Source organism: Burkholderia sp. L27(2015) (genome assembly GCF_009765705.1).
In the GTDB taxonomy this organism is placed as follows: Bacteria; Pseudomonadota; Gammaproteobacteria; order Burkholderiales; family Burkholderiaceae; genus LMUX01.
Window position 1 is genome coordinate 700,681 of sequence record NZ_LMUX01000021.1, and the last position, 13,515, is coordinate 714,195.

The following is a 13,515-nucleotide window of genomic DNA, read 5'->3' on the forward strand; positions in this document are numbered from 1 at the left end:
GGCCGGAACCTGCACAGCCGCGCAACGCGGCTGTGCGCTATTCAGGCGTCTGAAAATCGCACGGCGCGACCGGCAATGACCGTCGGCGATAGCCACCACTGGGTATGTCGGAGCACACCGGCTGCGCTGGATACATTGATTGCGCGGCTCGACGCCGCAGCCTAAAATCAACCCTCCCCCACGTTTGTTCGCGTTTGCCCAGCCGATGGTTCCCGCCCGTACTCCTCGCCAGCCACGCCCGGTTGCCGCCGTCAATGCGGTGCGCTACTGGCGCACGCCCTTGATGGACGGCGACCTATTGACGGCGCAGTACCACAAACACGCATTCGGACCGCACTGGCACGATGCCTATACCATTCCGGTGATCGAGGCGGGACTCGAAACGTATCAGTATCGCGGCTCGCGGCACCTGGCCGGTAGCGGCTCGATGCCGGTGATCAATCCGGGCGAGGTCCATACGGGGTCCGGCGCGACCGATGCGGGTTGGCGGTATCGGGTGTTCTACCCTAGCGTCGAATATCTGACGCGACTGAGCGCCGAACTGACTGGGCGCCTCGACACACCTTGGTTCGGTTCGGACGTGATCGAAGACCCCGATCTGGCGGCGCGCCTCACGCATGCCCATCTGCTGCTGGAACAGAACGTCGCGGCCCTGCAGACCGAAAGCGCGTTGCTGGATGCTTTCGGCGTGTTGATCGCGCGCCATGCCTTGGCGCCGCGCCTAAGCAGCCCGCCGACGCGCGATACGGCACGTGTCGCGGCAATGCAGGCGCGATTGGCCGACGACCTGGCCGAAACGTTGACGCTGACCGAGCTGGCGGCCGGCGTGGGCTTATCGCCGTTCTACGCGGCCCGACTGTTCACGCGCTCGGTCGGACAAGCGCCGCATGCGTGGCGCAATCAGCTACGGCTCAATCGTTCACTAGGCGCCTTGCGTGCCGGCCAACCGGTAACCCAGGTTGCTGCTGCGAGCGGGTTTACCGATCAAAGCCATTTCACGCGTCACTTCCTGCGCACCTTTGGGGTACCTCCCGGGCGGTGGCAGGCTTCTTTGGCGAACGCCTCGCAGCCCGTGTCCACGACTGCGGGCGTGGGGTCCAAACGCTAATTCCAAGCGCAGACCCAAACGCAGACCCCGTGCGGTAATCCATCCAATTAGCAAGAACATACAAGCGCCGCCTAGCGGCGCCGGTTAGGCTCGTCGCTCGATTCATCAGAACAGACCCGTTCCATGCAAAACAGCGATGCGCCGCTTTCCCGGTTGAGCGAATGTGTCACCGGTGCGCGCGATACCATTCCCATGCTGATCGGCGCCGCTCCGTTCGGCGTAATTTTTGGCACCCTGGTGACCGTGAGCCCCGTGCCGTTATGGCAAGGGCAATTGATGTCGCTCGCCGTCTATGCCGGTTCGAGTCAGTTTATCGGCTTGGGTCTGATCAGCGCGCAAGCGAGCTTTCTCGTGGTGTGGGCTACCACGCTGATCGTCAACTTGCGTCACGTGTTGTACGCCGCGACGCTGCTGCCGCATCTGCGCCGCCTGCCCACGCGCTGGCGTTTGCTGCTGGGGCTGCTGCTGACGGACGAGGTATTCGCCGTCAGTCACGCCTCGCAACGCCGCCAGCCGGGGCGTATGTATGGTCATTGGCACATGCTCGGCTCGGGTGTCGCGATGTATCTGAACTGGCAGTTCTGGACGCTGGCCGGTCTGTTATTCGGCAGCCAGTTTCCGGGGCTACAGTCGTTGGGCCTTGATTTCGCGATGGTCGCGACCTTCATCGCGATCGTTGTACCGCAGCTCACCAACCTGCGTTCCGTGGCCGCCGCGCTCACCGCGGGGTCGCTGGCCTTTGCGTGGCACGACTGGCCCTACAAGCTGGGCTTGCTTGCGGCGGTGGTGGCTGGCGTTGCGGTCGGCGTACTGCTTTCACGCAATCGCAACAGTAGGCGCGATGGCGAACCGGCTGCGCGCAACGAGGTAAGGCCATGAATACGTTTTGGATAATTTTCGGCATGGCGGCGCTCACGTATCTGACCAAAGCGCTGGTGCTGATGCTGGGCGAACGCGTCACCTTCTCGCCGGGTCTGCGTACCGCGCTCGAGTTCGTGCCGGTTACCGTGCTCACGGCGATCATCACGCCGATGGTATTAGCGCCACACGGCGGCGCGGCCGAATTGAACTGGCGAAATCCACAACTGGTGGCATCGCTGTGCGCGATCCTCGTAAGCGCACTCACGCGTCATATGTTGTTGACGATCGTCGCGGCGCTGGGCGTGTTTTTCGCGTGGCAATACGGTATGGCTTGAGCTGGGCGCGCCGACGCGCTCAGCGTGCCGCCTCGGTCGATTTGCGCAGCTTGGCCACCTCGCTGGAGGAAACCGCCGGCGCGTTGTTATTCCAGGCCGCGCGAACAAACGTCGTTACATCCGCCACCTGCTGGTCGTTGAGCACCGCGCCGAATTTCGGCATCGGATACGGCGCCGGCACACCCTTGATCACCAGATCGTCGCTACCGTTGAGCACCACATTGATCAACGACGAGGGGTTGGGATCCAGCACATTCGGGTTGCCCGCCAGCGGCGCCAGGAACGGTGCATGTCCGTGCCCATCGACCGCGTGGCAATGGATGCAATATTCCGCATACACGCGCGCACCGGGTTGTCCGGCTGGCCGTGCCAGCAGTGCCGCTGTGCCCTGGTCCGAATAGGCATACTGCGGCGCGTTGCCTTCCAGTGCAGGCGGCAGGCTCTTCAGATAGCGCGCGATCGCTGTCGCGTCGTCATCACTGAGCGCCTGGGTGCTGTTATTGACCACACTCGTCATCGAACCGAAGGCCGTGGCATGCTCGTTGGCGCCCGTCTTCAGGAACGTGACGAGTTGCGCTTCGCTCCACCGTCCCAAGCCGCTATTGTGATTGCCGGTCAGGTTAGATGCAGTCCAGCCGTCCAGCACGCTGCCGCTCAAGAATAACTCGCCCGTCTCGTCCTGCGCTTTCTCCTGGAAAGCGATGCCCCGCGGTGTATGACACGCGCCGCAATGGCCGAGCCCCTGCACCAGATACGCGCCACGATTCCACATCGCATCGTGGTCCGGCTTCTGTACATAGGCGCCCGATTTGAGGAACACCATGTTCCACAGCTTCAACGGCCAGCGCATATTCAAGGGGAACGGAATCGCGCTGTCGCGATTGGCCTGGTTCACCGGCGTCACGCCGTTCATAAAGTACGTGTAAAGCGCATGCATATCGTCGTCGTTTATCTTGGCGAACGACGGATAGGGCATCGCGGGATACAGGGCGTGGCCATCCTTGGCCACACCTTCGCGCAACGCGCGGGCGAAGTCGGCCTCGGTATAGCTGCCGATGCCGGTGCTCGAATCCGGCGTGATATTCGTCGAGTAAATTGCGCCCATCGGCGTGCTCATCGGCAGGCCGCCGGCGAACGGTTTGCCTTTGGGCGCGGTATGGCACGCGATACAGTCGCCAGCTGCAGCCAGATAGCTACCGCGCTGAATCAGGTCGGCCGCCGGGGCCGCAGCGTCCGCGGACGCTGCGGTTGCAGTTGTCGTCGCGGCCATTGCAGTGCTGAACGCGAGTTGCGGCAGCAAGGCAAAAAAAGAAACGGCCAGGCCAGGAAGCCGGAATTTTTTCATGATGCCTCGCAGAATGATGGGTTCGTCGCAGGCGCACGGCTGCGCTTACGTCGCACAGTGTCCGTTGCCCGCTACTGCTGCCGCGACCGCCGCCGCGTCTGGCGGCATGGTTGCGCTCGCGGGCAGCGCTTCGCGCCGGCTAGGCGCGACCGTGACGCCGTTCTTGATCGCCGTCATTTCCGCGAGAATCGCGACGGCAATTTCAGGCGGCGTGCGTGCGCCCAGGTCCAGGCCCACGGGCCCGTGCAATCGCGCGATTTCCTCGGCAGTCAGGTCGAATAGCGCGAGGCGTTCGCGACGCCGGGCGCTATTGAGGCGCGAGCCCAATGCGCCGACATAGAACGCGGCCGACTTCAGCGCTTCGAGCAGCGCCATGTCGTCGAGCTTGGGATCATGCGTGAGCGCTACCACGGCGCTATGCACATCGAGCGCGAGCCGCACGATCAAATCGTCGGGCATCTCGCGTGACAGCTCGACACCGGGCACGTCCCATTGATCGAGATATTCAGTGCGCGGATCGCAAACTATCACGCGATAGTCGAGCGCCTGCGCCATGCTGGCCAAGTAACGCGACGCTTGCGCCGCGCCCACGATCACGAGGCGACGGCGCGGGCCATGGCTGGTCATCAGCGTGCGGCCGTCGTAAATTGGTTGAGGCGCGTGCGATCCGGCGCGCAAGCTGGCGACGCCGGTGGCAAGATCGAGCTCACGCGTAACCAACTGATAGGCGAGCACCGCATCGAGTAGCGGCTGCAGCTGCGAGCGCGCGCCGATCGGTTCCAGCACGATCTGCAACGTGCCGCCACAAGGCAGTCCGAAGCGATGCGCCTCGTCGGCGCTGATGCCATAGGTTTGCGTGAGCGGTGTGAGCGGGCGCAGCTCGCCGCTGCGAACCTTGTCGATCAGGTCGTCTTCTATGCAGCCGCCTGAGACCGAGCCTTTGACCTGACCATCCTCACGTATCGCAATCAGGGAGCCGGGCGGACGCGGCGCTGAACCCCACGTCCGCACGACAGTGCCGAGCAAGGTCAGGTGGCCGGCCGCACACCACTGGGTGGCCGCTCGCAGTACTTCGAGATCGACGCTATCCATATCAGACCGCCTGCAGTTGCGTGCCCACCGGCAACTGGCGCAAGCGCTTGCCGGTCGCGGCGAAAATGGCGTTGGTTACCGCCGGCGCAAGCGCCGCCGTGCCGGTTTCGCCGATGCCGCCCGGCGCTTCCGTGCTCTTTACCAAGTGGACCTCGATCAGCGGCGCCTCGTCGATGCGCAGCATCCGGTAATCGGTGAAATTGTTTTGTTCGACGCGTCCATCTTTGAAGGTGATTTCGCTATAAAGTGCCGCGGTCACGCCGAAATTGATGCCGCCCTCGATTTGCGCCGCTATTGTGTCGGGGTTGACGATCATCCCGCAGTCGACCGCGCAGACCACGCGCCGTACCTTGACCTCGCCCTGTGGGTTGACGGCCACGTCCGCCACCATGGCCAGGAAACTGCCGAACGCATGCATGACCGAGACGCCGCGCCCGCTCTTGTAGCCGGTTAGCTCGGTCGGCGCCGTGCCCCAGCCCGCTTGCTGCGTGGCAACCTGAAGCACATTTTTCGCGCGGGGCGTTTTATCCAGCAGGTCCAGCCGATATTGCACCGGATCGACCTTGGCAACGGCCGCGAGTTCGTCGATAAAGCTTTCGACCACGAACGTACCGCGAGTCGGGCCGACCCCGCGCCAAAATGCCGTGGCAATGCCGCGCGGCTCCTGGCGCACGTAGTCGACGTGAATATTGGGCAGGTCGTACGGCGGATCCGAGGCCACTTCGACGGCGTCCGGATCGAGGCCGTTTTTGAACGCGGGGGGGAAAAAGCGCGCCATGATGGATGAGCCGACAATGCGGTGCGTCCACGCGACCGGTTTGCCATTGGCGTCTAGCCCCGCCGAAATACTGTCGTAGTAATACGGACGGTACATATCGTGCTGGATATCCTGCTCGCGGGTCCACAGCAGTTTGACCGGCGCATTGACCTGCTGCGCGATCTTGACCGCCTGCGTCACGCCGTCGACCTCAAGCCGGCGGCCGAAACCACCGCCGATCAGAAAATTGTGGACGCGGATTTTATCGGCCGGCAGACCGGTGACCTGCATGGCGGCATCTCGCACCCGCGTCGGCACCTGCGTGCCGACCCAGATATCGCAATTGCCGTCGCTCAGGTGCACCGTGCAATTCATCGGCTCCATCGTCGCGTGCGCGAGAAACGGCTGCTGGTAAATCGCATCGACCTTTTTTGCGGCACCTTGCAGCATCTTGCCCGCGTCACCGTCGTTGCGTGCCACGGCGCCCGTGTGCTGCGCGGCGGCCGCGAGATCGGCCACCAAATCGGCGTTCGATAGCCGCGCATTGCTGCCTTCGTTCCATTCGATTTTCAGCGCAGCCAGTCCGCGATTGGCCGCCCAGGTATGGTCGCCGATCACGGCGACGGCGTTATCGAGCTTGACCACTTGGTGCACGCCCGGCAGCGTCTTGGTGACGCTGTCGTCGACCGAGGCTACCGTGCCACCGACTACAGGGCAGCTTGCGACTACCGCATACACCATGCCAGGTAGTCGTACGTCCAGCCCGAATTGCGCAACCCCGTTGACCTTGTCCGGCGAATCCAGCCGTTTGACCGGCGTGCCGATCAGTTTGAAATCCTTGGGATCTTTCAGCGGGACCGAGGCCGGCGCCGGCAGTTTGGCCGCGGCATCCACCAACGAACCGTACCCTGCGCGACGATCGCTCGCAGGATGTATCACTTCACCATTCGCCGTTTTGCAACTGGCCGGGTCCACTTGCCATTGTGCCGCGGCTGCACTCACCAACAGCGTGCGGCCAAGCGCGCCGGCTTGGCGCATCGGATCCCAGGCGTAGCGCACCGAGGTCGAACCGCCGGTCAATTGGCCGCCGAGCAGCGGGTCTGTATAGAGTTTTTCGTCGGGCGGTGCGTGTTCGAGCTGCACCTTGTCGAGCGACACTTCGAGTTCTTCGGCGAGCAGCATCGGCAGCGAGGTGTATGTGCCTTGCCCCATCTCGACCTTGGGCATGATCAGCGTGACCAGCCCCGTATTGTCGATGCGGATAAAACCATTGGGTGCAAACGCCGCGTTGGGACTGGCGTCCATTTCGGCTTGCGCCAGGTCCGCGGCTTTGGCGGGAATCGCAAAGCTCAGCAGCATGCCGCCTCCGGCCGCCGCGCTCACGCCTATGCTTGCACCGATTTTCAGAAACCGGCGGCGAGCCGCGCCGGTGGCGGGGAGTTCGGGGCCGGCGCCTTCGAGCGCCGCGTCCTGACGATGTATTGCCTGATGACCGTGTCCGTGCAGCAATCCTTGCGACATGTCAGGCTCCCTTCGCGGCTTGCTTGATCGCCGCGCGGATGCGAGTGTAGGTGCCGCAGCGGCAGATATTGCCCGCCATTGCTGCATCGATATCGTCGTCGCTGGGATTGGGGATGGTATTGAGTAGCGCAGTCGCGGACATGATTTGCCCGGACTGGCAGTAGCCGCACTGCACCACGTCGAGATCGAGCCACGCCTGCTGAATTTTCTTGCCGGCCGGCGTCTCGCCTACCGTCTCGATGGTGACCACGTGCTGGTCGCCGACCGCTGCCACAGGTGTTACGCACGAGCGCACCGGCTGGCCGTTCAACTGCACCGTACAGGCGCCACATGCGGCGATGCCACAGCCGAATTTGGTGCCGGTCAGGCCGACCACATCGCGCAGGACCCACAGTAGCGGCATGTCCGGCGGCACATCCACGTCGTGCGATTGGCCGTTAATGTTCAAAGTAATCATGAGAAATTTCCAAGGTCGTGGGGCCGTGAATCAGGCTGTGGAAATCCGAGCCGCGAATCATCATCCCGAATCGCCGCCGTGATTTGCGCCGATCGTCAAGGCGCCAGCATGCTCGGGACGTTCGCTATGCGAACCGCGCGTCAGTCCGACGTCATGGGAAATATGCCGTACGAACTTGCTCATAAACCTGATCATAACCAGCATCTACGAATCGCGCTCATTAAGCAATTAAACGTAATTAATGCACGCGTTACAAGCGAGCAACAAGCGACGAACGCGCGGGTGTCACTCCCGCTATCACGGCGCACATCTTTCGGATAATACGCCTGCGATCGCGACGCGTGGTACGACGCTCGCCCCACGGCTGGGCGTCGCTCTTAAAGCGCGTCGGGCGTGTCGATATCAAGCAGCACGCCGGGATCTTGCGTGTCGATCAAGGTCACGGGGTGCGCCTCGAACAGGCTGCGCGCGCCGCGGTCGCCATCCAGGCGCATCAGGGCGTCGCGATGCGCCGCGGCGAAACCGACCGGATGTCCGCGCTGGCCTGCGTAACACGCCGCCGCGATACTGTCGGGCGCCACGAGCGCTGCACTGACTGCATGTATCGTCGCGGCTCGCAGTTCGGGCATATCGGCCAAGGCGATCACCCAGCCCGCGGCGGGACCGCCATGGCGCACCCCGGCGGCCAGGCTTGCGCCCATGCCGCGCGTCGCGTCGGTGCTGACCAGCACCTCGCAGCCGGCCCGTGCCAGCACATGACTTAGTTCGTCGGCGCCTGCCCCCTGCGGCCTGACCACGGCGATCACTCGACCCAGCACCGCGCACAAGCGGCGCGCGGCCACGAATGCCACCGCTTCGCCCGCGTCGGGGCCGCGCGTGAGCCGCGCCAGCAGCTTGTTTTGTATGCCAGACGGATCGAACCGGGAACCGCGTCCGCCGGCCAGCAGAATGCCGATTTGGGGAGCCGACGACGACGCGGCGTGGGGATCGTGGATATTCATGATTGGGCGTTCGGACGTTGGCGGCGCGCAATCTGGGCCGCGGCCGACTATAGCATCAGCGCGGGCTGTACGTGAGCAGTAGCCGCCGCGCGCGGGCGTCGTAATAACGATTCAACACGCTGCACAGAGGCAGCAAGCACGCGACAAAGCCGGCGCCTATCCACAGTGTGGCGGTGCGCCCCGGCAGATCGTTGTAGAACGCCAGATCCTGATGGACCCACAAGCTAAGCGGGACATGCAATACATAGACGGGATACGACACCGCGCCTAGCCAACGCGCGACGCGCGCCGCATACCCAGCCGGCTCGCACCACAGCGATTGGTACACCAGCCACGGAAAAGCCACCAGCACGACCGCGCCATCGAACCACGGCTGCAGCGCGGCCGATGGGCAAGACATCAACAATGCCGCAACCAATGCTACGTATATCCACGCACGCCAGGCGGGCGCAGCCGCTCTGGGCTTGGCCCCATGCTGTTGCTGTCGTGCCGCCGCGGCCGCATATATCCGGAACAGCAGTACGCCGGCGAAAAACGAGAACCCGACTCGGATCAGTCCCGAGGAGAAACTTGCCTGACTCCAGCCTACGTCCAGATTATGCGTCGGTGCAGACCACAGCAACGCGACGGTGGCGATGGCACCGATGGCCACCACGGTCGCGAGCACACGAGTGCTCAACCACCTCAGTATCAGTGCGTAAGTGAGATTGGCGACCAGCTCGAAGAATAGTGACCAAGCCGGGTGATTCAACGGAAACGGTTGTGCGGTTTGGAAGCTTGGCAGCATCAGGCAAGCCAACACGGCTAGCCACGCCAATTGGGCGGGCGCGACGCTATCGCCCGCGAGCCACGCGCACGCGGTGAGCGCGCAACCGAGCAGGTAGAGCGGGAAAATTCGTACCACGCGCACCCAGCTAAACGTCCAAACCGACATCCCGGTGCGCAGGCGCGCTTCATAAGCATTGCCGATTACCACGCCGCTTAACAAGAAGAACACGTCGACCGCCAGATAGCTTTCCTGAAAACGTAAGTCTTCGAAGAAACCGACATGACGCAACATCACGAGCAAAGCCGCCACGCCTCGCATCGCATCGAGCGTGGTGAAAAAGGTCTTGGGTGCGTTGGATGCGCGCATGGGTGGGGGGGCTTACACGAGCGATGGACAACATGCGATTGTAGGGCATCCGCGTATCCGGGATCTGCCCCCGCCGCACGTGCCCCGCCGGCTGTAACCCATGCCGCATGCAACCGTACGGGCGGCTTTATCTCGACCACGACGTGAAACGGCCGGGACATCGTACGAAACACATTCAAAAAATGAGAAAAATCCGCATTTTTGAATAGAGCAATCTAAAAAGAATAACAATTCGTAACAAGAATCTCGGCCTTGTGACAAAACGTAAAAGTCAGGGCGTAAACCCCATGAAAGCGAAGTCGACGCGCTAAGATTGTCTCTAAATGAAGGCCAGCGGGTCTTTACACACGAATTGTCGCGGTCTGGGACAGAGGAATCAAAATGGCGAATGCAAATTCACACGTCGAAGAAGTATCTGGCAGTGAAAATCCGGCTTATTTCGAAGCCGCGCAAGCCGAGCTGTGCCAGCATCGTCGCGAACTTGCCAAGCAGGTCGCCGCGCTCTATGCCGAATTTCCGAACGTTCGCTGGGTCGGTTCGCTCGATTTTGAAGGCCTGCCCATCATAGGCGTGCTGGCGCGCAATAGTTGCATCCATGAGCCCATGCTGTCGGAATGCGGTCGTTTCACGGTGGAGCCGTCTTATTACGGTCTCTCCGAAAAGGCTGCCGCAGCGATGCAGAAAGCCAATCACGCTTTGGCTATCGGTGTTTCGGGGCGCCTCGCCCACTAAAACGGCGTGCCGGTGAACCGGCGCCAAGTTTCGTCGCACTATGAAAAGGTCAACCTGCGGGTTGGCCTTTTTGCTTTTGGACATAGTCCGTGCGGATCGTTGAACGCGGGGTTATAGACATATCCCTAGACGTGTCTATAGGCGTGTCCATGGCGTATCGCGTTTGCATCGTTCGAAATATTTTTCTGCTCACCGACGCGAATCCATCTGATAACCTTGGTCCGAACCGAACCGTACCCCACGTAGTGGGCGCCGCGAACTTGCCTGGTGCGGAACGGAGTTTGTCTGACCCTTTCAATTGATTTGCGAGAACCCTATGACCCAGCTCACCGCCCTTTATAAAGGCGATGTGCTTACCTCCGTGTTTCAGCCCATCTTCGGCATGCTGCATCGGCGTCCGGTTGGCGGCGAGGCGCTATTGCGCGTTACGAAGGAAGACGGAACATCCGTCAACCCGCTGGCCGCTTTCGCCCAATGCTCCGCGAGCGAGCAAATCGAACTCGACTGGGCGTGCATCCGCCTGCATCTGCAACATGGCGGCCGCTTGCTGGGACCGCAGGAGTGGCTATTTCTCAATGTATTGCCGCAAACGCTCTCGCACCCGTGGTACGTAGCCGAGATGTTGGAGCAGGTCGCCAGCGTCGGGCTGCGGCCTCAACAAATCGTGATCGAAGTGCTCGAAAGCGAAGGCGACAATCGGCCGCTGGCCGATGCGATCGCCGCCTTGCGAGCGGAAGGTTTCGTCACGGCGCTCGACGATTTCGGCATCCGCCGCTCGAACCTCGATCGCATTGCCTTGCTCGCGCCTGACATCGTTAAAATCGATCGCGAATTTTTGAATTTGGCGATGACGCGACGGCATTTCGAGCGGCTGCTTCCCACGCTGATCAAATTGATCCACGAAACGGGATCGCTGGTGGTGGTCGAAGGCATCGAAACCCAGGGCGAGCTCGATTTCGTCGCGCAGTGTAATGCCGATCTGGTGCAGGGCTTTTTGTTGGGCAAACCGATCGAAGGGCGGGCGCCCCCGCAAGCCGCAGTCGGGTCGATCGATCAAGCACACGATGCGTTGGCGCGTCGCCGCCAGCACGAAAACGAATATCAGTCGACTACGCTCGCAGCGTACCAAGCCACGCTCAGGTCGGCGGCGCAGCAGATGATGGCTGGCTCGCCTTTCGAATCGGCGGCGAGCGCGCTCGCCCAGTTGCCGTTTTTTACCCGTGTGTATCTGCTCAATGCATCAGGCTATCAAGTGGGGGCGGTCATCGAAACTCCCTCGAATGAGGAAAACGGCAACTATGCCCGGTTCGCGCCGCTGCGCAATCCGCAAGGCGCGCGTTGGGGCATGCGGCCGTACTTCAGCGATGCCGTGCGGCGACCCGGCGAAGTCGTCGTGACCGAACCTTACCTCGGCATCATCGGCGACCTGGGTTGCGTCACACTGGCAATCGCTTTCAAATGCAAGGACGAGCTGGCGGTGATGGGCGTCGACTTGTCGTGGCGTTGGGAGGAAAAAAACTGAGACCCAAGCTGTAAGGCGGGACGATCGGGAACGAAAACCCGCTGCTGATCTCAAATCGAGCATACGAGCCCGCAGCTGGACCCGCGGCCGGTGTCCATACTCACCTGTTGGATTGCCCACGATGAAGCCGCCACCGCACAGCATGGACCGCACGCTACTCGAAACCAACCGTCAGTTTTACGACGGACTGTGGTCAGGTGCGCGTCTGGTGGAACCGGAGCGCTTCAACACCTGGCCGTTGGTCAGCTCCTTACTCGCGACGGGTCAGCGACGGCTCGAAGTGGCACCGGGGCTGCGCCCGCGCTTGCCGCTAGACCTGACCCAGTTTGTCGATATCAGCGAGCCTGCCCTGGAGAAACTGCGAGCGCGCGGCGCTGACGCGACATTCGGGCAGGTGAGCGCGCTGCCGTTTGACGATGCCATGTTCGATCTGGTCTGTGCGCTCGACATTGTGGAACACGTCGACGATGACGATGCCGCCCTGTCGGAACTCACGCGTGTTCTCACGCCGGGCGGAACGTTTTTGCTGTCGGTGCCGCTGCACCCCTCGCGCTGGACGCCGTTCGACGATTTCGTCGGCCACCGCCGCCGTTACGAGCCCGCACGGCTGATCGAAAAGTTGGCCCAGCACGGGCTCGTGGTCGAGCGCAGCGGCGTGTATGGGATGCAGCCGCGCTCCTCGCGTTTGCTCGATCTCGGCATGTGGTACCTGACCCATCGCCGGGAACGCGCCCTATGGTGGTATAACCGCGTCTTCATGCCATTGGGGGTGCGTTTTCAGGACAAGCTGAAACTGGCGCCAGGCATGATCGCATTGGACGATGTCGATGAGATCGTGATGGTGTGCCGCAAGACGGGCGACGTCGCATCGACCGATACGCATGGCGTCGCATTGAGCAGCATCGAGCACTAATGGAATGGGAGCCAAATGAAAACGTTGATGGCGTTGCGCCACGTGGATTTTGAAGATTTGGGCGAGCTGGAGCCGCTTTTCACGCAGGCCGGCATGTCGATCCAGTACCTTGACGCGACCCGCGCATCATTAGCCGAGGTCGACCCGCTCGAGGCCGATGTCATGGTGGTGCTGGGCGGCCCGATGGGGGTGTACGAAGCGGCCCGATACCCGTATCTGCAGGACGAAATTCGCATCCTCAAACATCGGATCGAGGGCGGCCGCCCGACTCTGGGCATATGTCTCGGAGCGCAGTTGATCGCTGCGGCGGTGGGCGCAAACGTATTTCCCGGTGGCTCGCAGGAAATCGGCTGGGCGCCCATCGTGTTGAGCGACGCGGGTCGGCAAGGGCCGCTCGCGTGCCTCGGTGGCACACAAGCGGGGCCTGCGCCGCTGGTACTCCATTGGCACGGCGACACCTTTGATTTGCCGCCGGGTGCCACGCGGCTGGCCAGCACCTCCACCTACGAAAACCAGGCTTTTTCGATTGGCCGCCATGTGCTCGCGCTTCAATTTCATCTAGAAGTGCAACCGGGCGCGATCGATACCTGGATTGAAGGCAACAAGGATCAACTGGCGGCGCTCGGCATTTCGCCCGAGTCGCTGCGCGTGCACCGCAACGTGGTAAGCCCCGACGCCGCACATCAAGTCATGAGCGCATGGCTGGCCGGATTCGCACGCGACTGACGCTCCAAAT

The 13,515-nt window shown here is 62.3% G+C and carries 14 protein-coding genes; 7 read left to right on the forward strand and 7 right to left on the reverse strand.

Going from position 1 to position 13,515, the window contains the following annotated elements; translation table 11 throughout:
• The first annotated feature begins 205 nt into the window (after window positions 1–205).
• The 3 genes from GSQ77_RS21520 to GSQ77_RS21530 all read left to right on the forward strand — a co-directional run bounded on the left by GSQ77_RS21520 (window position 206) and on the right by GSQ77_RS21530 (window position 2,304).
• The gene (locus GSQ77_RS21520) at window positions 206–1,108 is read left to right on the forward strand and encodes an AraC family transcriptional regulator (protein ID WP_158906448.1); all 903 of its coding nucleotides are present in this window, start codon (window positions 206–208) and stop codon (window positions 1,106–1,108) included.
• A gap of 123 nt (window positions 1,109–1,231) precedes the next feature.
• Window positions 1,232–1,987 carry an AzlC family ABC transporter permease gene (locus GSQ77_RS21525; protein WP_158904781.1) on the forward strand — a complete coding sequence of 252 codons (756 nt, stop codon included), beginning with the start codon at window positions 1,232–1,234 and terminating at the stop codon, window positions 1,985–1,987.
• Window positions 1,984–2,304, forward strand: coding sequence for an AzlD domain-containing protein (locus GSQ77_RS21530; protein WP_158904782.1), 321 nt, complete (start codon window positions 1,984–1,986; stop codon window positions 2,302–2,304). The genes GSQ77_RS21525 and GSQ77_RS21530 overlap by 4 nt, the downstream gene beginning before the upstream one ends.
• A 19-nt stretch (window positions 2,305–2,323) precedes the next feature.
• On the opposite strand, the gene GSQ77_RS21535 is transcribed toward GSQ77_RS21530, so the two are convergent.
• The 7 genes from GSQ77_RS21535 to GSQ77_RS21560 all read right to left on the reverse strand — a co-directional run bounded on the left by GSQ77_RS21535 (window position 2,324) and on the right by GSQ77_RS21560 (window position 9,612).
• On the reverse strand, window positions 2,324–3,574 hold the full coding sequence (locus tag GSQ77_RS21535; protein WP_254067819.1) for a cytochrome c: 1,251 nt from the start codon (window positions 3,572–3,574) through the stop codon (window positions 2,324–2,326).
• 120 nt (window positions 3,575–3,694) lie between these two features.
• Window positions 3,695–4,741: an XdhC family protein gene (locus GSQ77_RS21540; protein WP_158904784.1), complete on the reverse strand. Its 1,047-nt coding sequence runs from the start codon at window positions 4,739–4,741 to the stop codon at window positions 3,695–3,697.
• 1 nt (window position 4,742) lies between these two features.
• The gene (locus tag GSQ77_RS21545) at window positions 4,743–7,019 is read right to left on the reverse strand and encodes a xanthine dehydrogenase family protein molybdopterin-binding subunit (RefSeq protein ID WP_158904785.1); all 2,277 of its coding nucleotides are present in this window, start codon (window positions 7,017–7,019) and stop codon (window positions 4,743–4,745) included.
• Window position 7,020: 1 nt separating this feature from the next.
• Complete coding sequence (locus GSQ77_RS21550) at window positions 7,021–7,476, reverse strand: (2Fe-2S)-binding protein (RefSeq protein ID WP_158904786.1); 456 nt, start codon at window positions 7,474–7,476, stop codon at window positions 7,021–7,023.
• A gap of 60 nt (window positions 7,477–7,536) precedes the next feature.
• Window positions 7,537–7,659, reverse strand: coding sequence for a hypothetical protein (locus tag GSQ77_RS29855; RefSeq protein WP_301951179.1), 123 nt, complete (start codon window positions 7,657–7,659; stop codon window positions 7,537–7,539).
• Window positions 7,660–7,853: 194 nt separating this feature from the next.
• Entirely contained in the window at window positions 7,854–8,477 is a 624-nt protein-coding gene (locus GSQ77_RS21555) for an NTP transferase domain-containing protein (RefSeq protein ID WP_158904787.1), read from the reverse strand.
• A 55-nt stretch (window positions 8,478–8,532) separates the two neighbouring features.
• Complete coding sequence (locus tag GSQ77_RS21560; RefSeq protein WP_158904788.1) at window positions 8,533–9,612, reverse strand: acyltransferase; 1,080 nt, start codon at window positions 9,610–9,612, stop codon at window positions 8,533–8,535.
• A gap of 381 nt (window positions 9,613–9,993) precedes the next feature.
• On the opposite strand from GSQ77_RS21560, the gene GSQ77_RS21565 reads away from it, so the two are divergent.
• The 4 genes from GSQ77_RS21565 to GSQ77_RS21580 all read left to right on the forward strand — a co-directional run bounded on the left by GSQ77_RS21565 (window position 9,994) and on the right by GSQ77_RS21580 (window position 13,505).
• A complete protein-coding gene (locus GSQ77_RS21565) occupies window positions 9,994–10,344 on the forward strand; it encodes a hypothetical protein (protein ID WP_158904789.1) in 351 nt (116 codons plus the stop codon).
• 316 nt (window positions 10,345–10,660) lie between these two features.
• Window positions 10,661–11,866: an EAL domain-containing protein gene (locus tag GSQ77_RS21570; protein WP_158904790.1), complete on the forward strand. Its 1,206-nt coding sequence runs from the start codon at window positions 10,661–10,663 to the stop codon at window positions 11,864–11,866.
• Window positions 11,867–11,987: 121 nt separating this feature from the next.
• Entirely contained in the window at window positions 11,988–12,779 is a 792-nt protein-coding gene (locus tag GSQ77_RS21575; RefSeq protein ID WP_158904791.1) for a class I SAM-dependent methyltransferase, read from the forward strand.
• Between the two features lie 15 nt (window positions 12,780–12,794).
• The gene (locus tag GSQ77_RS21580) at window positions 12,795–13,505 is read left to right on the forward strand and encodes a glutamine amidotransferase (RefSeq protein ID WP_158904792.1); all 711 of its coding nucleotides are present in this window, start codon (window positions 12,795–12,797) and stop codon (window positions 13,503–13,505) included.
• The last annotated feature ends 10 nt before the right edge of the window (window positions 13,506–13,515 follow it).

Excerpts from the sequence above, each read along its gene's own strand:
- GSQ77_RS21520 (WP_158906448.1), top strand. The coding sequence starts at position 206 with ATGGTTCCCGCCCGTACTCCTCGCCAGCCACGCCCGGTTGCCGCCGTC.
- GSQ77_RS21525 (WP_158904781.1), top strand. The coding sequence starts at position 1,232 with ATGCAAAACAGCGATGCGCCGCTTTCCCGGTTGAGCGAATGTGTCACC.
- GSQ77_RS21530 (WP_158904782.1), top strand. The coding sequence starts at position 1,984 with ATGAATACGTTTTGGATAATTTTCGGCATGGCGGCGCTCACGTATCTG.
- GSQ77_RS21535 (WP_254067819.1), bottom strand. The coding sequence starts at position 3,574 with ATGGCCGCGACGACAACTGCAACCGCAGCGTCCGCGGACGCTGCGGCC.
- GSQ77_RS21540 (WP_158904784.1), bottom strand. The coding sequence starts at position 4,741 with ATGGATAGCGTCGATCTCGAAGTACTGCGAGCGGCCACCCAGTGGTGT.
- GSQ77_RS21545 (WP_158904785.1), bottom strand. The coding sequence starts at position 7,019 with ATGTCGCAAGGATTGCTGCACGGACACGGTCATCAGGCAATACATCGT.
- GSQ77_RS21550 (WP_158904786.1), bottom strand. The coding sequence starts at position 7,476 with ATGATTACTTTGAACATTAACGGCCAATCGCACGACGTGGATGTGCCG.
- GSQ77_RS29855 (WP_301951179.1), bottom strand. The coding sequence starts at position 7,659 with ATGAGCAAGTTCGTACGGCATATTTCCCATGACGTCGGACTGACGCGC.
- GSQ77_RS21555 (WP_158904787.1), bottom strand. The coding sequence starts at position 8,477 with ATGAATATCCACGATCCCCACGCCGCGTCGTCGTCGGCTCCCCAAATC.
- GSQ77_RS21560 (WP_158904788.1), bottom strand. The coding sequence starts at position 9,612 with ATGCGCGCATCCAACGCACCCAAGACCTTTTTCACCACGCTCGATGCG.
- GSQ77_RS21565 (WP_158904789.1), top strand. The coding sequence starts at position 9,994 with ATGGCGAATGCAAATTCACACGTCGAAGAAGTATCTGGCAGTGAAAAT.
- GSQ77_RS21570 (WP_158904790.1), top strand. The coding sequence starts at position 10,661 with ATGACCCAGCTCACCGCCCTTTATAAAGGCGATGTGCTTACCTCCGTG.
- GSQ77_RS21575 (WP_158904791.1), top strand. The coding sequence starts at position 11,988 with ATGAAGCCGCCACCGCACAGCATGGACCGCACGCTACTCGAAACCAAC.
- GSQ77_RS21580 (WP_158904792.1), top strand. The coding sequence starts at position 12,795 with ATGAAAACGTTGATGGCGTTGCGCCACGTGGATTTTGAAGATTTGGGC.